The organism is Kribbella jiaozuonensis (genome assembly GCF_005233875.1).
GTDB classification, from domain to species: domain Bacteria; phylum Actinomycetota; class Actinomycetes; order Propionibacteriales; family Kribbellaceae; genus Kribbella; species Kribbella jiaozuonensis.
In genome coordinates this window covers 792,417-812,016 of the sequence record NZ_SZPZ01000001.1, presented here as the reverse complement: position 1 = coordinate 812,016, position 19,600 = coordinate 792,417, and the positions used below count along the sequence as shown (strand labels likewise).

Below are 19,600 nucleotides of genomic sequence, written 5' to 3'. Positions count from 1 at the left end.
GGTCAGACCTCGATGCCCAGTCGGCGTGCGGAGCGGGCGCGCTGGCGGGCGGCGCGGAGGCGGCGCAGGCGCTTGACCAGCAGCGGGTCGTGCGCGAGGGCCTCGGGCCGGTCGATGAGCGCGTTGAGGACCTGGTAGTACCGGGTCGCCGACATCTGGAACTGGTCCCGGATCGCCTGCTCCTTCGCGCCGGCGTACTTCCACCAGTGGCGCTCGAAGGCGAGGATCTGCCCGTCCCTCTCGGAGAGTCCGGCAATGGCCGGCGGCGCAGCTTCGGCGGGGCCGGATGAGCTGGCGTTGGCGCTGTCCATCTGCTGCTGACTCCTGTGCGGTCGGTGATCGTCCGTCCGCGCTCCACTGTACGTGTTGAACAACAGCGATGTCATTCACCCGTGACACGACACGGAGCGTGTCGTCGGCGGACGGCCGGGCGTCACCAACTCTGGCAGGATCATTCGCGTGAGCTCAACTCTTTCCAGCGTGGCGCTGGTGGAGGAGCTGCAGGCGCGGATCCGTGAGGTGGATCCGCTGGTCAACGCCATCTGCACGCCCAACCCCGCCGCTCTCACCGAAGCCGCCCGTCTCGACACCGAGCGTGACAACGGGCGCGTGCGCGGCCCGCTGCACGGCGTACCGGTCCTGGTCAAGGACAACATCGACACCGCCGACCTGCCGACGACGGCCGGTTCGCTGGCGCTGGCCGACCAGCCACCGCCGCCCGACGACGCCCCGCTGGTACGCCGGCTCCGCGACGCGGGCTGCGTGATCCTCGGCAAGACCAATCTGAGCGAGTGGGCCAACTTCCGCGGCTCGGCCTCCTCCTCCGGCTGGAGCGCGTACGGCGGTCTCACGCGCAACCCGTACGCCCTGAACCGCTCCGCGGGCGGCTCCTCAAGCGGATCCGGCGCAGCAGTCGCCGCCGGACTGGCGGAGTACGCGATCGGCACCGAGACCAACGGCTCGATCGTCTGCCCGGCCGCACTGAACGGCATCGTCGGTCTGAAACCCACCGTCGGGCTGATCCCGCAGCAGGGCATCGTCCCGATCTCGCACTCCCAGGACACCGCCGGTCCGATGACCAGGACCGTCACCCAGGCCGCCGCGCTGCTCTCGGTCCTCACTGGCAGCCAGGTCGACTACACCGAGCACTGCCGAGGCACGGACCTCAGCAATGTGCGCATCGGCGTACCGCGTGGACCGCTCTGGGGCTACTCGACCGGGCTGGACGAGGTCACCGAACACGCGCTGGAGATCCTCAGCAGCTGCGGGGCGACGCTGGTCGACCACCTGTCCCTGCCGACGCCAGGTGGCGACGAGGACCAGTTGCAGGTGCTGGCGCACGAGCTGAAGGTCGACCTGGCGGCGTACCTGGCCACCCGGGTCCCCGGCGGTCCGCGCACGCTGGACGACCTGATTGCTTTCAACAAGGAACATGCGGACGTAGAGCTGCAGTGGTTCGGGCAGGAGCTGTTCGAGCGGGCAGCCACCACGGAGGGCCTCAGCTCCCCGGTGTACGTCGCCGCACGCCTGACCGCGCTCCGCGCCGGGCGGGACGGCATCGACGACCTGCTCCGCGACAACCAGCTCGACGCGCTGGTCAGTCCGTCGTACTCACCGGCCTGGGCGATCGACCTGGTGAACGGCGACCACGTCCTCGGCGGCTCGTCCTCACACGCCGCGCTGGCCGGCTATCCGCTGCTCTCGATGCCGTCCGGGATGGTGTCCGGACTGCCGGTCGGGATCACGTTCAGCGGTACGGCGCGGAGTGAGGTCACGCTCATTCGCTTGGCTCACGCGTTCGAAACCGCGAGAATCGCTGCAGACGGACCGTTCCCGACCCCGGAGTTAACCCAGTGGGTATAGATCGCGTCAGATGGGGCATCGTTGCTACTGGCAACATCTCGACCCAGTTCACGCAGGATCTGGGGCTACTGCCCGATGACGCCGTCGCCACCGCGGTCGCGTCCAGGTCGCAGGACAGCGCGGACCGGTTCGCGGCCGAGTTCGGCATCCCGAACGCGTACGACGACTACCGCAAGCTGATCGATTCGGGTGACGTCGACGTCATCTACATCGGTACGCCGCATCCGCAGCACTACGCGATCGCGCGGACCGCGTTGCAGGCCAGCGTCGCCGTACTGTGCGAGAAGCCCGTCACCCTGACGGCGAAGCAGGCCCGGGACCTCATCGCGGTCGCGACCGAGCACAAGACGCTCTTCGCCGAGGCGATGTGGATGCGGACCAACCCCGTCATCCAGGCGGTCTTCAACGATCTGGCGAGTGGCGTGATCGGCGAACCGCAGCAGGTCGTTGCGGACTTCGCGTTCTACAAAGACTCGCTGCCGTCACGGCTGCTCGACCCGGCCCTCGGCGGCGGCTCGCTGATGGACGGCGGCATCTACCCGATGACGTTCGCCTACATGGCCCTGGGCCGTCCGGCCGAGCTGAAGGCTGTCGGCTCGCTCAACGAGGACGGCGTCGACCTGAACGTCGCCATGGCCTGGCGGTACGACTCGGGCGCGGTCGCCGCGCTCACCTGTGGTCTGCGCTCGCAGAACCCGTGGGTCGCCTCGATCAGCGGTCCGGAGGGCAGTCTGCAGTTGCCGCACCGCTTCCACCACCCCGAGTACTACGTGCGCACGACCGCTGCCGGAGCGGAGCGGATCGACGTACCGACGCATGGACGTGGGTACCACTATGAGGCAGGCGCAGTGATCGATGCGCTGCGTGCGGGGGCGCTCGAAGTACCGGCGTTACCTCATGCCGCCACCCTCGAGATTCTCGACCTGCTCGACGAGACCCGGAGCCAGATCGGGGTCCGTTACCCCGGTGACGACGACGACCTGAGTGGATGACGCTGAAGATGCCGAACGGTAGGAGTTCCTTCGTAGTGGTGGCCAACCGGCTGCCGGTCGACCGGATCGAGATGCCCGACGGCAGTACGGCGTGGCGCCGCAGTCCAGGCGGACTGGTCACCGCGCTCGCACCGGTGATGCAGAGCCACCACGGCGCCTGGATCGGCTGGACCGGCAGCCCGGACGAGAAGGTCGACCCGTTCGACAACGACGGCATGCATCTGGTCCCGGTGATGCTGACGGCCGAGGACGTGCAGCTGTACTACGAGGGCTTCTCCAACGCGACACTCTGGCCGCTGTACCACGACGTGATCGTGGCGCCGGAGTTCCACCGCGAGTGGTGGGAGTCGTACGTCGCGGTGAACCGGCGCTTCGCCGAGGCCGCCGCGGACGCCGCCGACGACAACGCCGACGTGTGGGTGCACGACTACCAGCTGCAGCTTGTCCCGGCGATGCTGCGCCGGCTGCGTCCCGACGTACGGATCGGGTTCTTCCTGCACATCCCGTTCCCGCCGACCGAGCTGTTCGCGCAGATGCCGTGGCGACGGCAGATCCTGGACGGGCTGATGGGCGCGGACCTGGTCGGTTTCCAAAGACCTGGTGCTGCGTCGAACTTCGCCCGGCTGGCCCGCAACCGGATGGGGCTGCGCACCCGCGGCGACCGCATCCACCTGCCGGACGACCGGATCGTCCGGGCCAAGGCCTTCCCGATCTCGATCGACGTCAACGAGCTGGAGAACCTGGCCCGGCAACCGGAGACCACGGCCCGTGCGGCCGAGATGCGGCAGGAGGTCGGCAACCCGACCCACATCCTGCTCGGCGTCGACCGGCTCGACTACACCAAGGGCATCCGGCAACGGTTGCGCGCGTTCGGTGAGCTGCTGGACGAGAAGCGGATCTCGGTCGACGACGCGGTGTTCATCCAGGTGGCGACGCCGTCACGCGAGCGGGTCGAGCAGTACCGCGTCCTGCGTGACGAGATCGAGCTGCTGGTCGGCCGGATCAACGGCGAGCACGGCCGGATCGGTACGCCGGCGATCAACTACCTGCACACGTCGTACTCGCGGACCGAGATGGCCGCGCTGTTCCGGGCCGCGGACGTCGCCGTCGTGACCCCGTTGCGCGACGGCATGAACCTGGTCGCGAAGGAGTACGTGTCGACGCGGTACGACGACACCGGCGCGCTGGTGCTGAGCGAGTTCGCCGGCGCGGCGGACGAGTTCCGGCAAGCTTTCCTCGTGAACCCGCACGACATCAACGGCATGAAGGACACGATCGTCGACGCGATGAACACCGACGACCGCCAGCTCGGCCGCCGGATGAAGGCGATGCGCAAGCACCTGGCCGCGCACGACGTGAACGTCTGGGCCCAGAACTTCCTCAAGGCCCTCCATGACGAAGACTGACGGTCGGGTCCTCGCACTCGATCTCGGTACGTCGTCGGCGCGCGCACTGGTGTTGTCCGACGACGACGCGTCGCCGATCCCCGGTGCACTGGCGCGGCACAAGATCGCGCCGACGTACGGCTCGGACGGCTCCGCGACGCTCGACCTGCACGAGTACGTCGAGGGTTTGCTCGGCTGCCTGGACGAGCTCCAGCAGAACGGTCATCTCGAGCACATCGGCGCGATCGTGCTGTCCTCGCAGTGGCACTCGATCGTTGCCCTCGACAACCACGGCGGCGCACTGACGCCGGTGATCACCTGGGCCGACACCCGCTCGATCGACCTCGACCCATCGATCGACGAACGCGCCTTCCACGCGCGCACCGGCACCTGGCTGCACCGGCTGTACTGGACCCGCCGGATCCCGTGGCTGCTGTCGACGGCCTCCCCGGCATCCTTCGCCGGGTTGCCTGACCTCGTGCTCGAGCGGTTGACCGGCGAGCGGGTGACGTCGGTGTCGATCGCATCCGGCACCGGGACGCTCGACCTGGCCACGGGCTCGTACGACGACGAGGCGCTCGACATCGCCGGCGTACGCGCGGACCGGTTGCCGTCGATCGTGCCGACCGGGTGGACCGGGTCGTTGTCCGCCGAGTATTCACGCCGCTGGCCGGGGCTGGTCGGCGTACCTGTGCATCCGCCGACGGGTGACGGGGCGGCGTCGAACGTCGGGACGGGCGGGTACGACGCGGGGACTGCTGCTGTGACGGTGGGGACGTCGGCCGCCGTACGCGTGGTGCATCCGATCGATGACGCGCCTGAGCTGCCGTGGGAGCTGTGGCGGTACCGGGTCGATGACAAGCGCGCGGTGACCGGCATGGCGTTCTCTGCGGCCGGGAACCTGCATGCGTGGCTGACCGGCGTACTGCGGCTGGAGCCCGATGAGCTGGCGGGTGTGGAGGTCGGGGCGTCACGGGCGATCGCGATCCCGTTCATGGCCGGCACCAGGCCGCCGGCGACGGTGCCGAGCGGGTCCGGGGTGTTCTTCGGGCTGTCGTTCGATGACACTGCGGCGGACCTGCTGGCCGCGTCGTTGCAGGGCGCCTCGCTGGAGGTCGACCGCGGGCTGCGCATGCTCGACTCGCTCTTCGGAAGCCAGTTGGACGTCGTGCTGGGTGGTGGCGGTATCGACGCGTCTGAGTGGTGGCGGCGGTGTCTGACTGCGACGTTCGCCCGGCCGACGACTGTGTGCGCGGAGGCTGAGGTGGGTGCGCGTGGGGCTGCAGCCGTCGCGCTCGGGCTGTCTCCGTTGCCGGGTGGCGAGCATCTGACGCCGGTTGAGGCGGAGGTCGAGAGGGTCTCGGCCATGCGCCCGCGGTACGCGGCGCTGCGGGAGCTCGCCGCACAGGCGTCCGAGTTGCAGGCCTGATACTGCGTTCGCGGTACGGCCTGGATACTGCTGCAGGACGACGTTCGGGGCTTGGGCGGCACGTACTGTGAAGAGCATGGGCGTGGTGTCGCGGTGGTGCCGGGACCTGGGGATACCCCCGGTCGCCGCGGACTGCCTGCTTGCCGGGGTCATCCTCGCGCTCAACCTGGTGCTGCTGGGTCAGCGTCATCCGGGGCAGGTCGCTGCGACTGTGTCCGGAGTCGTGCTGTGTACGGCGGCTGCTGTCGGCATGGTGTTTCGGCGGAGGGCGCCGTTGGTCGCGCTCGGGCTGACCACGGCCGCTGGGGTCTGCTACGCGATCACCCAGCAGGCGAAGAGTCCGATCGGGCTGTTCATGGCGTGCGCGGCGTACATGGTGGTGCTGCGAACGGACCACCGCACTCGGGGTACGTCGATCATCACCGTGGTCGCGGTGACGCTGGTCGCGGCGGCTGTCTTCACGAACGGCGAGCTGCTCGCGAACCTCTTCAACGGCGTGGTGGTGCTGTTCGGCGCCGCGATCGGGGAGGCGACGCGGTACCGGCGCGCGTACGTGCAGGAGCTTGAGGAGCGGGCGCTGCGGGCTGAGCGGTCACGCGACGAAGAGGCGCAGCGTCGGGTGATCGAAGAACGTCTCCGGATCGCCCACGAGCTCCATGACGTCATCGCGCACCACATCGCGCTGATGAACGTGCAGGCCGGCGTGGCTGCCCACGTACTGCGCTCCCAACCCGACGAGGCCGAGCACGCCCTCGCCTTGGTCCGCTCCGGCGGCCGCACGGTGCTGCAGGAGCTCACCGTCCTCCTAGGCGTACTACGCCGCTCCGGCTCTCCCCTTCCGACCGCGCCGACCCCGTCCCTGCACGAACTCGACGCCCTCATCCGGTCCTTCACAGCCGCCGGAGTCCAGGTCGACTATCACGCACCCGACCCCCTCGAACCGTTGCCAGACGTCCTGGAACTCACCGCCTACCGCGTGATCCAGGAGTCCCTCACCAACATCCTGAAACACGCCCCGGGCGCCCCCGCCCAAGTACGCCTCACGCAGACCGCCGGTGCCCTCACGGTCTCCGTCCACAACCCGGCACCCACCCAGGGTGCAAGCACAGGAGAGGTCAGTGGGCACGGGTTGGTGGGGATGCGGGAGCGGGTTGCGGCTGTGGGCGGGAGCTTGGTCGTGGGGCCTGAGCCGGGTGGTGGGTTTGGCGTGTGTGCTGTGCTGCCGACGGGGACGGGAGGTGTGGGTGATGATTCGGGTGTTGCTGGCGGACGATCAGACGTTGATCCGGAGTGGGTTTCGGGTGCTGGTGAGTTCAGTGCCGGATCTGCAGGTCGTCGCTGAGGCGTCGAACGGGCGGGAGGCGGTCGAGCTCGCGCGGTCCGAGCGGGCCGACGTGGTCTTGATGGACATCCGGATGCCCGAGCTGGACGGTCTCGCGGCGACCCGGATGATCACCGCGGACGAGGCGCTGGCCGGCGTGAAGGTGCTGATCCTGACCACGTTCGAGGTGGACGAGTACGTGTTCGAAGCGATCCGCGCCGGCGCCAGCGGCTTCCTCGGCAAGAGCGTGGAGCCGGCCGAACTCATCGACGCCATCCGCGTGGTCGCCCGCGGCGACGCCCTGCTCTCCCCCAAGGCGGTCCGCGGCCTCATCAACCGCTTCCTCGCCGAGCCCACCCCCGGCAACCCGCTCGGCCCGACGGTCCTCGACGTACTCACCGAGCGCGAACGCGAGATCGTCGGCCTGGTCGCCCTCGGCCTGTCCAACGACGAGATTGCCGAACGCCTCGTCCTGTCCCCGTCGACGGCGAAGACCCACGTCAACCGCGCGATGATGAAGCTCGACTGCCGCGACCGCGCCCAGCTCGTCGTCCTCGCGTACCAGACCGGACTGGTCCGCCCCGGCGTACCGCAAGCGCAGTAGCTCGTACGGCGAACGCAGTACCGCCAGGAGCCCGCAGTCGGCAGACGCGAGCGACGGGGCCCCGCCGGAAGCATCGGCGGCATGGCTACGAATCTCTACCGGCTCGGCCGACTCGCCTTCCGCGGGCGACGGTTCGTCGTACTGATCTGGCTCGGCCTGCTCGCGGCCGGGATCGCCGGCGCGGTGACGCTATCCGGCCCGACCGCCAACGGCTTCTCGATCCCCGGCACCGAGTCGCAGCGGGCCGCGGACCTGCTCAACGAACGCTTCCCGCAGGCCGGCGCCGACGCCGCGACCGCGCGAATCGTCTTCCAGGCGCCCGTCGGCCAGAAGCTCACCGACACCCCACAGGTTCAGCAGACCCTGGACCGGATCGCGACCGCACCGCAGGTCGCCCGCGTCCTCGATCCGTTCACCGCTAAGGCAATCTCCCCGGACGGCCGCACCGGCTACGCGCAGGTGACGTACGACGTACCCGCCGCCGACGTCACGCCGGAGGCCAAGGACGCGGTGGATGCTGCCATCGAACCGGCGCGGTCATCCGGTCTGACCGTCGAGTACGGCGGCGATGCGCTGCAACCGCAGGACGGCCAGCAACTGACCGAGGTGATCGGCATCGGCGTGGCAGCTGTCGTGCTGCTGATCACGTTCGGCTCGCTGATCGCGGCGGGTCTACCGTTGCTGTCGGCAATCATCGGCGTCGGCATCGGCGCGACTGCGATCTCGGCGCTGAGCGGGTTCATCGACATCGGGAGCGGTACGCCGATCCTCGCGCTGATGATCGGGCTCGCGGTGTCGATCGACTACGCGCTCTTCATCATGTCGCGGTACCGGCACGAGCTGAGCGCGGGGCTCGAGCCCGAGGAGGCGGCCGGACGAGCGGTCGGCACGGCCGGGTCCGCGGTCGTGTTCGCGGGGCTGACCGTGGTGATCGCGCTGGCCGGTCTGTTCGTGGTCGACATCCCGTTCCTCACCCAGATGGGCCTCGCCGCAGCCTTCACCGTCGTCATCGCAGTAGCCATCGCCCTCACCCTCCTCCCCGCCCTCCTCGGCTTCGCCGGCCGCCGCGTAGGTGAGGGCCGTCCCCACCTCACCTCCCGCCTGCGCCGCCGCGGCACCGCCTCCGGTCCCGCCGCGCAAGAGCAGCCCGCTCGCGGGCGGGTCACGCTCGGTCGGCGGTGGGCGGGCTTCGTCACCCGGCGGCCGTTGGCTGTCCTGCTGGTCGCGGTGGTCGGCCTCGGCGTACTCGCGATCCCCGCGACCGACCTGCGGCTCGGACTGCCCGACGACAGCACCGCCGCGCCGGCCTCCACTCAGCGCAAGGCCTACGACCTGCTCTCCGACGGCTTCGGCCCCGGCTTCAACGGCCCGCTCATGGTCGTCGTCGACGCCGGCTCTGCACCCGATCCCCAAGCAGCCGCCACCAGCACCGCCACCGCGATCCGCGCGCTCCCGGACGTCACCATGGTCAGCCCGCCCCGCTTCAACCCCGCCGGAAACACCGCCTTGCTGACGGTGATCCCGAAGAGCGGTCCGAGTACGACGCAGACGAACGACCTGGTCAAGGCAATCCGCGCGATGCCCGCATCCGGCGGCGCCGAGGTCGCGGTGACCGGCGCGACCGCGATCAGCATCGACATCTCGGACAAGCTCGGCGGCGCGCTGGCGCCGTACCTGACACTGATCGTCGGACTGGCGTACCTGCTGCTGATGCTGGTGTTCCGGTCGGTGCTGGTGCCGCTGAAGGCGACGCTCGGGTTTCTGCTGAGCGTGGCGGCGACGTTCGGTGCGGTGGTCGCGGTGTTCCAGTGGGGCTGGCTGGCCGGGCTCTTCGGGGTCAGTGGGCAGACCGGGCCGGTGATCAGCATGCTGCCAGTGTTCCTGATCGGAGTGGTGTTCGGTCTCGCGATGGACTACCAGATCTTCCTGGTGACCCGGATGCGCGAGGAACACGTCCACGGCGCCGAGCCAAAGACCGCAGTCGTCGACGGATTCGCGCACAGTGCCCGGGTGGTGACGGCGGCGGCGGTGATCATGACCGCGGTGTTCTCCGGGTTCATCCTGTCCGGGCAGGCGCTGATCCGGGAGATGGGGTTCGGCCTGGCGCTCGCGGTCGCGATCGACGCGTTCGTGGTCCGGATGACCGTCGTACCGGCGGTGATGGCGCTGCTCGGGCGGCGCGCCTGGTACCTCCCCCGCTGGCTCGATCGGCTGCTCCCGAACGTCGACGTCGAAGGCGACTCGCTCCGCCGCCCACCCGCGTCCGGTCCACGTGAGCCGGAACTCGTCTCTCGTTGACGTGATCGCGGCCACTGACAGGGGACGTGAGCGCCTGGATCATTCCCTGCCATGTGGCGCGAGATGATGAAGTCGAAGGTGCACCGGGCGACGGTGACACAGGCCGATCTGGACTACGTCGGATCGTGCACGCTGGACGCGGAGCTGATGGACGCGGCCGATCTGCTGCCGGGCGAGAAGGTGGACATCGTCGACATCACCAACGGGCAGCGGCTCTCGACGTACCTGATCGAGGGGCCGCGCGGGTCCGGGGTGGTGGGGATCAACGGGGCCGCGGCGCACCTGATCCACCCGGGTGATCTGGTCATCCTGATCGCCTACGGGATGTTCGACACCGCCGAGGCGAAGGTCTTCGAACCGAGCGTAGTCTTCGTGGACGAGCACAATGCGATCACTCGCATCGGCTCCGACCCCGCCGAGGCGCTGCCCGACAGCGGCACGCTCCGCGGCGACCAACTGCACACCCCGCGTTGAGACGAGGACTGGGCGACGATGACCGAGAACACCGCTGACACAGCCGATAGCGCTGCCCCGAAGACCGCTTCCCACGACAACGAGCCCAGCCCGAAGCTGCGCGAGTTCATGAACTCGGGATGGGCCGACTCGGAGCGCCACGATCTCGCGCTGAGCGATGTCGGCGTGTGGGCGGCGAAGCGGCGGGACGCGTTGTCGCAGGCGTTCCCGGGCGAGCGTCTCGTCATCCCGGCCGGCACCTACAAGGTCCGCTCGAACGACACCGACTACGTCTTCCGCCCGCACACCGACTACGTGTGGCTGACCGGCAACCAGACCTCCGACGCCGTCCTGGTCCTGGAGCCGAACGGCACCAGCGGCCACGACGCGGTCCTGTACTTCCGCCCCCGCGCCGACCGCGCGCAGGGCGAGGAGTTCTGGCGCGACCGGATGTACGGCGAACTCTGGGCCGGCCGGCGTCCTTCGCTGACCGAGACCGCGAAGGAGTTCGGTATCGAGACGCGCCACGTCGACCAGCTCGCCGACGCGCTCAAGGGCGACGTACCGACCCGCGTACGCCGGGGCGAGGACGAGTCGATCGCGTCGCTGCTGAGCGGTGCGCGGATCGACCAGCTGAAGGACGGGGAGCTGTCCGCGACGCTGTCGGAACTGCGGCTGGTCAAGGACGCGTACGAGCTCGAGCAGCTGCGGGACGCGGTCGCGATCACACACCGCGGGTTCTCCGACGTACTCGCCGAGATGGACAAGGTCCGGCAGTACGGCGAACGCTGGATCGAGGGCACGTTCTGGCGCCGGGCACGGGCCGAGGGCAACGATGTCGGCTACACCTCGATCGCCGCGGCCGGTCCGCACGCGACCACGCTGCACTGGATCGAGAACGACGGCCCGGTGAATGACGGCACGCTGATGCTGCTCGACATGGGCGTGGAGAACCGGCAGCTGTACACCGCCGACATCACCCGCACGCTGCCTGTGAACGGCGAGTTCACACCGCGCCAGCGTGACCTGTACCAGCTGGTGCTGGACGCGCAGAACGCCGGGATCGCAGCGCTCAAGCCGGGTGCGGCGTTCCGCTCCGGGCACGAGGCGGCGATGGAGGTCATCGTGCACGGCCTGGACGCGATGGAGCTGCTGCCGGTGTCCGCCGAGGAGGCCCTCGACCCGCAGAGCCGCCTGTACCAGCGCTACACCCTGCACGGCGTCAGCCACATGCTCGGCCTCGACGTCCACGACTGCTCCGCGGCCCGCAGCGAGACCTACCGACAGGGCACCGTCCAGCCCGGCTACGTCCTCACCGTCGAGCCCGGCCTGTACTTCCAGTCCGACGACCTCACCGTCCCCGAGGACCTCCGAGGCATCGGCATCCGGATCGAGGACGACGTCCTCATCACCTCCGACGGCACCGAAAACCTCTCGGACGCCATGCCCCGCACCGTCGAAGGCCTCCAGAACTGGATGGCTTCCTAGCGGACCACCTCGAAGCGCAGGTGGGTTACGCCGCTACCGGCCTCGATCACGCGGTTGCGGTTCAGGTTGACCGGCGCCCCGCCGAGCAGGTCGAACAGGCGGACGCCGTTGCCGAGCAACACCGGCACCAGGTGAACGTGGATCTCGTCGAGGAGCCCCGCGGCCAGCGCTTGCTGCGCCGCGGTGGCTCCGTGGACGCCGACCGTACCGTCGCCGGCGACAGCCTTCGCCTGCTTGACCGCGCTCTCGATGCCGTCGGTGACGAAGGTGAAGACCTTCGGCGCCTCGGCCGGCGGCTCGTGGGTCAGGACGAAGCACGGGACGTCCCCAGCCGGTCCGCCGTCGCCCCAGCCGCCTTCCCCGACACAGATGTCGTACGAACGCCGTCCCATCAGGATCGCTCCGGCGCCGTCCACCATCTCCTGCAGGACCGCCCGGTCGGCGGAGGTCGCCGTCGGCCCGAGCCAGTCGTGCAGGATCTCGCCGCCCTCGCCGAGCGGGTACTTGCGGCCGACGTTCGGGCCGGTGACGAACCCGTCCAGCGACATCGACATAGCTGATGCGACGTTTCCCATGATTCCTCCAAGGCTTGTGGTCTTGCTCCCAAGCCTTGCTGGCGGGATGTCTAGCCACATCCGTGGCGACTACGGATCCACTACGGAACGGGCACCTGGAACGCCGCGAGTTCCGCGCGAGCTTCGGAGGCGTGGGCGGGGTGGAGGGTGAGGGTGTAAGCGCGCTCGAAGTGGGCGCCGATGCGGTCGAAGGCCTCGGCTGCTGCGAGGAGCCCGTCCAGGTCACCTGTGGACCGCGCCGTGGCCCGGGCGAGGCATGCGGCGGCCCAGTCGTTCTCGACAGCCTCCGGCGCGGTGGCGACGAGGAACTCGGCCGCGTCGGGCAGGTTCGCGACCACGGCGAGCTCTGCAGCGGCGGCACGCGCGTACGGCACCCACCAGCGCTCAGAAAAGTCCCCAAACGCCCGCCGCACGACGGCCTCGGCCGGCAGAAGGCCCCCGCGCTGCACGTCCCCGCGCTGCACGTCCCCGCGCTGCACGTCCCCACGCTGCACGTCCCCGCGCTGCACGTCCCCACGCTGCACGTCCCCACGCTGCACGTCCCCACGCTGCACGTCCCCGTGCTGGAGACCCCCACGCTGGACCGCCAGGTCGTGGTTCAGCGCCCCGTGATCGCCACCCTCCCGGCCGTCGTCCCCGTGCCGGAGGCCCCCGCGCTGCACGTCCCCGCGCCGTACGTCTGCGTGCTGTACGGCGACTCGGGCCTGGGCGAACGTGTAGGGGGCGGCGAGCCAGGGGGCGTCCTCCACGTCCGTGCAGCGGGCGACCTCCAGGGCACGTGACTGCCAGAGGTCGAACAAGCCGTCGTCGCGCAGACCGTGCACCATCGCGGCCGCGGACAAGGCAGACGCCATCCACTCGATCGGCGGGGCGCCCGCGCCCTGCCAGCGTTCCCAGAGAGCGTCCGACTGCTCGACGCAGACGTCGAACTGCCCAGTCAGCGCGCAGATCCGGATCAGGCGCGGCAGCGAGATGTACGGGTGGTCACCGACCGGATCGTCCGGCGCACCCACGGCTGCGAGCGCCGCGTGGAGATCGCCGACCGCGGTCGCGGTGGTCGGCGCGACATGGAACGCGTCGATGATCTCGGCCGCGGCGTACGGCTCGTGGCGCGGCAGCGGCCCCACCAGCTGCATGCGCTCGACGGCGTACGAGCGTGCGTCGCGCAGCCGTCCTGCGTTCCCGGCGGCTACCGTGAGCGCGTCGAGCGCGCCCGCGATCAGCACGGGATCGCCGGTCCGTCTGGCCGCATCGACGGCCTCCTGTGCGAGCTCCGGGTCAGCGCCGATCCGGCGGCCGCCGTGTTCCCAGGCCTTCGCTGTTGCGAGCAATGCGGTCACCTGTGAGTCGCCAGGTCGCGCGCTGTCGACCGCCTGCTGGAGCAGCTCCTGGCTGCGCTCCTTGGACAGGTCGTACAGCGAGCCGGTGGGATACCGGTTGGCGGCGATCACGGCCAGCGCCAGCATCGTCGCCCGGACGTTGCCATCAGCAACTGCACGGTCGGCCGCGTCGAGTAGCAGCCGGACGCCGGTCTCCGCATCGGAGACCGCGAGCGTGGCATCGGCCGCCGACCGCAGATCCAGCGCAGCAGCCACACCGTCAGGCGCACGCTCGGCCGCCGCCCGGTAATACCCGATCGCCTCACGAAACTCCCGCCGAGCAAACCCAAGATGCCCCAACGCCCGCGCCAACCGATGCGCAGTCGCGTCCGCCGCCCCAGCCGTCACGTCCGGCACCGCAGCGCCCATGTCACTCGCCCCAGCCGCCGGGTCCGGCACCGCAGCCCCCAGGTCGGTCGCCGCAACCGCCGGATCACTCGCCCCAGCCGCCAGGTGGGTCGCTCCAGCCGACGGGTCCGGCGCCCCAGCCCCCAGGTGCGTCGCCGCAACCGCCGGATCACTCGCCCCAGCCGTCGGGTCACTCGCCCCAGTCGCCAGGTGGGCCGCCGCGGATGTTGGGTGGCTCGCCGCGGCCGTCGGGTGGGTCACCGCGGGTGTGGTGGCGAGGGCGGCTCGGAGGTCGGGGGCTGCCTCGTCGTACGGGTGTTGCCAGTCGGAGGTGTCGAGCCGGCTTTCCAGGGCGGCGGCGGTGGTGGCGGCCCAGTGGAGGCAGCGGTTCTGGGCGGTGGTTAGTTCGGCCTCGGTTAGTTGGTTGCGGGCGAACTCGCGGATCGTCTCGAGCAGCCGCCAGCGGGACCCCCGGCGTACGGCGAGACTCTTGTCTGTCAGCCGGCCGAGCAGGTCCGCGACCTCGCCCCGGCCGAGCTCCGGGCTGGTTGCGCTGGCCGCGTCCAGGTCGAACCCGCCGACGTAGATGGAGAGGCGCCGGAACAGCAGCCGCTCCTGGTCGTCCAGCAGGTCGTAGCTCCAGCCGATCACCGCGCCCAGCGACCGGTGCCGGGCATCCACACCACGCCCACCCGCCAGCAACCGGAGTCTGTCGTCGAGCGCCGCCTGCAGACCGTCCGCCCCGAGCGACCCGATCCTGGCCGCGGCGAGCTCGATCGCCAGCGGCATCCCGTCCAGCCGCGCGCAGATCTCCGCGAGCTCGTCGGCCGATGCAGTGAAAGCCGGGTCGACCGCCCGCGCCCGGTCCGCGAACAGCTCGACGGCGGCGTCCAACGGCGGCAACAGCACGGTCGCCTCCGCCGGAACCCCGAGCCGCTCCCGGCTGGTCGCGAGAATCGTCACCTCGGGACAGGTCCGGAGCAGTTGCTCCGCGAGTGCAGCGACCTCGTCGACCAGGTGCTCGCAGTTGTCGAGCACGAGCAGCCACCGGCCTTGCTCCAGCTGCTCGATCAGAACCTGCTCCAGACTCTGCGGCGGCCGCTCGGTCAGCCCCAGCCCTGTCGCCACCGCCCGACTCACCAGCCCGTCCCGAACCGGCACCAGGTCGATAAACGCACCCGCGGCCCCCGACTCAGCCGCAACAACCGCCGCCAGCCGCGTCTTGCCCATCCCACCAGGCCCCAGCACCGTCACCAGGCGAGACTCCCCGAGCGCTGTCCGGAGCGCGGTCGCCTCGGTGGACCGCCCGACGAAGGTCGTCCGACCTGCGGGCAGCCCGCTCATCCCCGGACCGCGATGCGATCCAGCCAGATCGGCGAGTTCACGACGGTCGGTGACGCCGTACTTGCGGAGCAACGACGAGACATGGCTCTCGACCGTGCGGACCGAGATGTGCAGAGCGCGGGCGATCTGCGCGTTCGACCGGTGGTCGGCCAACGCCGCCAGTACTTCGGCCTCGCGCGCGGACACCTCGTTCACGCGCCCATCATGACCGATCGGCGGGGCCTGCCGTGCCGGATCAGTGGTGGATCCGTGGTCGGCACGGATGTGGGTCGCGGGTCGCCGGCGCGAGGGTCGTCGTACCAGAACAAACCCTTGGAGGCAGTGATGAGTACAGCGACGACAACCACGCGCAGGGTCCGGCCGGGCGTGGTGGTGCTGTGGGTGGCGCAGGTGGTGCTGGCGGCGATGTTCGTGATGGCGAGCCTGCCGAAACTGACCGGAGACCCGGTGATGGTCGACCTCTTCAACGCGGTCGGCGCCGGTCAGTGGTTGCGGGACGTGGTCGGTGCGCTCGAACTCGCCGGCGCGATCGGTCTGCTCGTACCGCGGTTGTGCGGTCTCGCCGCGCTCGGCCTGGCGATGCTGATGGTCGGCGCGACGCTCACGAACATCGTCGCGCTGGGCGCCTCACCGGCGATTCCGATCGGCTACCTGCTGGTGGCGGCCGTCATCGCCTGGTTCCGCCGGGAGTCGATCCTCGCGGCAACTCGAGGGCTGGTCCGGCGATGACGATCACGGCGTTCGACGGACTCCTGACCCGGCCGGGGGATCCGGACTACGACTCCGGCCGGGCGGTCTGGAATGCGATGGTCGACCGGCGACCGGCCTTGATCGCGCGCTGCTCGAGTACGGCGGACGTTGTTGCGGCACTGCGCCACGGCCGGGACGCCGGGCTGGCGATCGGGGTTCGCGGCGGCGGTCACAGCTTCCTCGGGCTGCCGGTGGTCGAGGACGGCCTGCTGCTCGACCTGTCCGCACTGAACTCGGTCCAGGTCGACCCCGTCAGCCGCCGAGCCCGCGTCGGCGGCGGCGCGCTGCTGGGCGCACTCGATGTCGCCAGTCAGCGGTACGGGCTGGCGACCACGGCCGGCAACGTCTCGCACACCGGTGTCGGCGGTCTCACCCTGGGCGGTGGGGTCGGCTGGCTGGCCCGCGCGTACGGGCTGACGTGCGACAACGTGGCGTCGTTCGAACTGGTCACCGCGGACGGCGTCGTACTGCGGGTCAGCGAGACCGAGCACCCGGACCTCTTCTGGGCATTGCGCGGTGGAGGCGGGAGCTTCGGCGTCGTGACTGCGTTCGAGTTCCGCCTGCATCCGGTCGGGACCCAGGCGTTGACCGTCGACCTGTTCTACGAACTGGAAGATGCCGGTACGGCGCTCCGAAGCTGGCGGGACCTGTTCGCGGACACCCCACGCCAGGCCACCCCGGTCGCCCGGATCGGCCGACGCGACGAGTACGGCGGGCGCCTGGTCGCGAGCATCGGCTACGTGTGGGTCGGCGATGTCGAGGAGGGTCTACGGCACCTCGCGTCGTACGAACGGATCGGCAAGCCGGTCGCCTGGCGGATCAAGGAGCTCAGCTACCTGGACCTGCAGACCCAGTCGGACGACGTCGAACGCCACGCCCTACGCCGCTACTGCAAAGGGCATTACCTGCGGTCCTTGCCGGACGCCGCCATCGACGCGTTCCTTGCCTCGGACAACAATCCGGGAGCACGGTTGACGCTGTGCGGCGGCGCAGTCGCCGACGTACCGGACGGGGAGACGGCGTACAGCCACCGCGACGCGCTCGTCGAGTTCACCACCGGCGACGACTGGAGCGATCCCGGCGAGGACGAGGCCCGCATCACCGCGGCGCGAACCTACGCCGCGGGTCTCGAGCCCTACACCAGCGGCAGCTACGTCAACACCATCGCCGACGAGGATCCCACCGCCGTGCACCGTGCCTACTCCCCGGAGAAGCTGGCCCGCCTGCTCCAGGTCAAAGACACCTACGACCCCCACAACGTCTTCACCCAAACGGCATTGCATCGGTGAGGCGCGCCGGCCGGGAGTTGGCCGGCCGGCGCGCAACAGGGATCACCAGATGCGGACGCGGTCCTCGGGGGCCAGCCACATGCCGTCGCCGTCTTGGACGTCGTACGTCGTGTGGAAGGCGTCGATGTTCTTCACGACGGCGTTGCATCGGAACTCCGGCGGCGAATGCGGGTCGATAGTCAACCGCCGAGCAGCCTCCTCCGGTCGGGTCTTCGTCGCCCAGGCATGCGCCCAAGCCGAGAAGAAGCGTTCGCTACCGGCCTCGTCCGGCTCGGCTCCGCCCTGCGAGAGCTCGTATGCCACGTAGGCGATCGAGAGTCCGCCCAGGTCGCCGATGTTCTCGCCCAGAGTCAGCTTGCCGTTGACCTTCTGACCGGGAGTCTCGGCCGGCTCGAGGGCGTCGTACTGCGCGACGAGCTTGTCGGTGCGCTGCTCGAAGGCGGCGCGGTCCTCGTCGGTCCACCAGTCGTTCAGGTTGCCGTCGCCGTCGTACCGCGAGCCCTGGTCGTCGAAGCCGTGGCCGATCTCGTGCCCGATCACCGCGCCGATCGCGCCGTAGTTGGTCGCGTCGTCGGCGTCGAGGTCGAAGAACGGCGGCTGCAGGATGCCGGCCGGGAAGACGATCTCGTTCATCCGCGGGTTGTAGTACGCGTTGACCGTCTGCGGCGTCATCTTCCACTCGTTGCGGTCGACGGGCTGACCGAGCTTGGCCAGGTCCCGCGCGGTCTCCACCTCGACCGAACGGCGAACGTTGCCGAACAGGTCTGCCGGGTCGACCTCGAGAGCGGAGTAGTCCTTCCACTCGTCCGGGTACCCGATCTTCGGCACGAAGGTGCCGAGCTTGTCGAGCGCCCGCTGCCGGGTCTCCGGGCCCATCCAGTCCAGCGCCTCGATCCGCTGCCGGTACGCAGCGACCAGGTTCTGCACCAGGTCGACCATGCGGGCCTTGGCGGACGGCGGGAAGTGCTCGGCGACGTACAGCTTGCCGAGGGCTTCGCCCAGCGACTGCTCGACCGCGCCGACCCCGCGCTTCCAGCGCTCACGCAGCTCGGGCGCACCGGTCAGGGTCTTGCCGTAGAAGGCGAAGTTCTCGTCGACGAACGCCTGGCTCAGCAGCGGCGCCGCGCTGTGCACGATTCGCCAGCTCAGCCACTCCTTCCACCGGTCCAGCTCAACCTCCTGCAACGCGGCCGCAGCGGCGGTGAGGAAGTCCGGCTCGCGCACGACGACCTGCGCGAACGCGCTCTCCGGCACACCCGCGCCCGCCAGCCAGGTCGACCAGTCGAAGCCCGGCGTGAGCTCCTCGAGCCCGGCCCGGTCGAGCTTGTTGTAGGTCAGCTGCACATCCCGGTCCTTCACCCGGTCCCAGTGGCCGTCGGCGATCCGGGTCTCGAGCTCGAGGATCCGCGCCGCGGACCCGGCCGGGTCCGGCAGTCCGGCCAGCTCGAGCAGCTTCGCCACATGCGCGACGTACGCCGCACGGATCTCGGCGAAGTTGTCGTCGTGGTAGTACGACTCGTCGGGCAGGCTGAGGCCGCCCTGGGTGAGATGGACGATGTTCTCGTCGGACTTCTTGGCGTCGGCGTCGACCCAGTAGTGGAAGACGCCCGGCACGCCCTGCAGCTCGAGCTGCCCGAGGACCGAGACCAGACCGGCCAGATCCTTGGCGTCGCGGACCAACGCGAGCTGGTCGGCGATCGGCTCGGCACCCAGCCGCTCGATCGTTTCGGTGTCCATGAAGCTCGTGTAGAGGTCGGCGATCTTCCGCGGCTCGCTGCCCTCCGGGTGGCCGGCCGCGGCGGTCTTCTCGACGATCGCCCGGACGTCCTGCTCCGCGGTGTCCCAGAGCGCGTGGAACGCGCCGTGGATCGCCTTGTCCGCGGGAATCTCGTGCTCAGCCAGCCACGTCCCGTTCACGAACCGGTACAGGTCGTCCTGCGGCCGCACCGCGCCGGTCGCCGCCGAGCTGTCGATTCCTGCTGTCATCCCTGACCCCTTTGTCCCAGTTCCAGTTGCTGCCAGCGAACATACCCGGTTCGCGATCAGGCCGGTCTGAACTATCCACAGGACCCAGCCGTTCTC

At 69.9% G+C, this 19,600-nt stretch carries 15 protein-coding genes; 11 read left to right on the top strand and 4 right to left on the bottom strand.

From position 1 onward, the window contains the following. Positions 1–2: 2 nt before the first annotated feature. Entirely contained in the window at positions 3–311 is a 309-nt protein-coding gene (locus tag FDA38_RS03915; protein WP_137252679.1) for a DUF3263 domain-containing protein, read from the bottom strand. A gap of 148 nt (positions 312–459) precedes the next feature. Here FDA38_RS03915 and FDA38_RS03910 point away from each other — a divergent pair, with 148 nt between their 5' ends. From FDA38_RS03910 to FDA38_RS03870, 9 genes are all read left to right on the top strand, one after another. Then, positions 460–1,863: an amidase gene (locus tag FDA38_RS03910; RefSeq protein WP_233714509.1), complete on the top strand. Its 1,404-nt coding sequence runs from the start codon at positions 460–462 to the stop codon at positions 1,861–1,863. Continuing rightward, the gene (locus tag FDA38_RS03905) at positions 1,854–2,855 is read left to right on the top strand and encodes a Gfo/Idh/MocA family protein (RefSeq protein ID WP_137252677.1); all 1,002 of its coding nucleotides are present in this window, start codon (positions 1,854–1,856) and stop codon (positions 2,853–2,855) included. Before FDA38_RS03910 ends, FDA38_RS03905 begins: the two co-directional genes overlap by 10 nt. 8 nt (positions 2,856–2,863) lie before the next feature. Beyond that, on the top strand, positions 2,864–4,261 hold the full coding sequence (locus FDA38_RS03900; RefSeq protein ID WP_137254106.1) for an alpha,alpha-trehalose-phosphate synthase (UDP-forming): 1,398 nt from the start codon (positions 2,864–2,866) through the stop codon (positions 4,259–4,261). Next, on the top strand, positions 4,248–5,669 hold the full coding sequence (locus FDA38_RS03895; protein WP_137252676.1) for an FGGY family carbohydrate kinase: 1,422 nt from the start codon (positions 4,248–4,250) through the stop codon (positions 5,667–5,669). The genes FDA38_RS03900 and FDA38_RS03895 overlap by 14 nt, the downstream gene beginning before the upstream one ends. 76 nt (positions 5,670–5,745) lie before the next feature. Beyond that, complete coding sequence (locus FDA38_RS03890) at positions 5,746–7,011, top strand: sensor histidine kinase (protein WP_137252675.1); 1,266 nt, start codon at positions 5,746–5,748, stop codon at positions 7,009–7,011. Further along, a complete protein-coding gene (locus FDA38_RS03885) occupies positions 6,917–7,594 on the top strand; it encodes a response regulator transcription factor (protein WP_202877548.1) in 678 nt (225 codons plus the stop codon). Before FDA38_RS03890 ends, FDA38_RS03885 begins: the two co-directional genes overlap by 95 nt. Positions 7,595–7,675: 81 nt before the next feature. Beyond that, positions 7,676–9,892, top strand: coding sequence for an MMPL family transporter (locus tag FDA38_RS03880; protein WP_137252673.1), 2,217 nt, complete (start codon positions 7,676–7,678; stop codon positions 9,890–9,892). A gap of 51 nt (positions 9,893–9,943) precedes the next feature. Next, positions 9,944–10,366, top strand: a complete 423-nt coding sequence (gene panD / locus FDA38_RS03875) for an aspartate 1-decarboxylase (RefSeq protein WP_137252672.1) — start codon at positions 9,944–9,946, stop codon at positions 10,364–10,366. A gap of 18 nt (positions 10,367–10,384) precedes the next feature. Next, entirely contained in the window at positions 10,385–11,833 is a 1,449-nt protein-coding gene (locus FDA38_RS03870) for an aminopeptidase P family protein (protein ID WP_137252671.1), read from the top strand. Here the strand turns inward: FDA38_RS03870 and FDA38_RS03865 are convergent. Together FDA38_RS03865 and FDA38_RS03860 are read right to left on the bottom strand one after the other, a co-directional pair. Continuing rightward, a complete protein-coding gene (locus FDA38_RS03865; protein ID WP_137252670.1) occupies positions 11,830–12,408 on the bottom strand; it encodes a dihydrofolate reductase family protein in 579 nt (192 codons plus the stop codon). The genes FDA38_RS03870 and FDA38_RS03865 overlap by 4 nt on opposite strands. A gap of 80 nt (positions 12,409–12,488) precedes the next feature. Beyond that, a complete protein-coding gene (locus FDA38_RS03860) occupies positions 12,489–15,674 on the bottom strand; it encodes a LuxR C-terminal-related transcriptional regulator (protein WP_137252669.1) in 3,186 nt (1,061 codons plus the stop codon). Between the two features lie 129 nt (positions 15,675–15,803). Here FDA38_RS03860 and FDA38_RS03855 point away from each other — a divergent pair, with 129 nt between their 5' ends. Together FDA38_RS03855 and FDA38_RS03850 are read left to right on the top strand one after the other, a co-directional pair. After that, a complete protein-coding gene (locus FDA38_RS03855; protein ID WP_137252668.1) occupies positions 15,804–16,208 on the top strand; it encodes a DoxX family protein in 405 nt (134 codons plus the stop codon). Then, a complete protein-coding gene (locus FDA38_RS03850) occupies positions 16,205–17,518 on the top strand; it encodes an FAD-binding oxidoreductase (RefSeq protein WP_137252667.1) in 1,314 nt (437 codons plus the stop codon). Before FDA38_RS03855 ends, FDA38_RS03850 begins: the two co-directional genes overlap by 4 nt. A gap of 42 nt (positions 17,519–17,560) precedes the next feature. On the opposite strand, the gene FDA38_RS03845 is transcribed toward FDA38_RS03850, so the two are convergent. Further along, a complete protein-coding gene (locus tag FDA38_RS03845) occupies positions 17,561–19,504 on the bottom strand; it encodes a M13 family metallopeptidase (RefSeq protein WP_137252666.1) in 1,944 nt (647 codons plus the stop codon). Positions 19,505–19,600 lie beyond the last annotated feature (96 nt).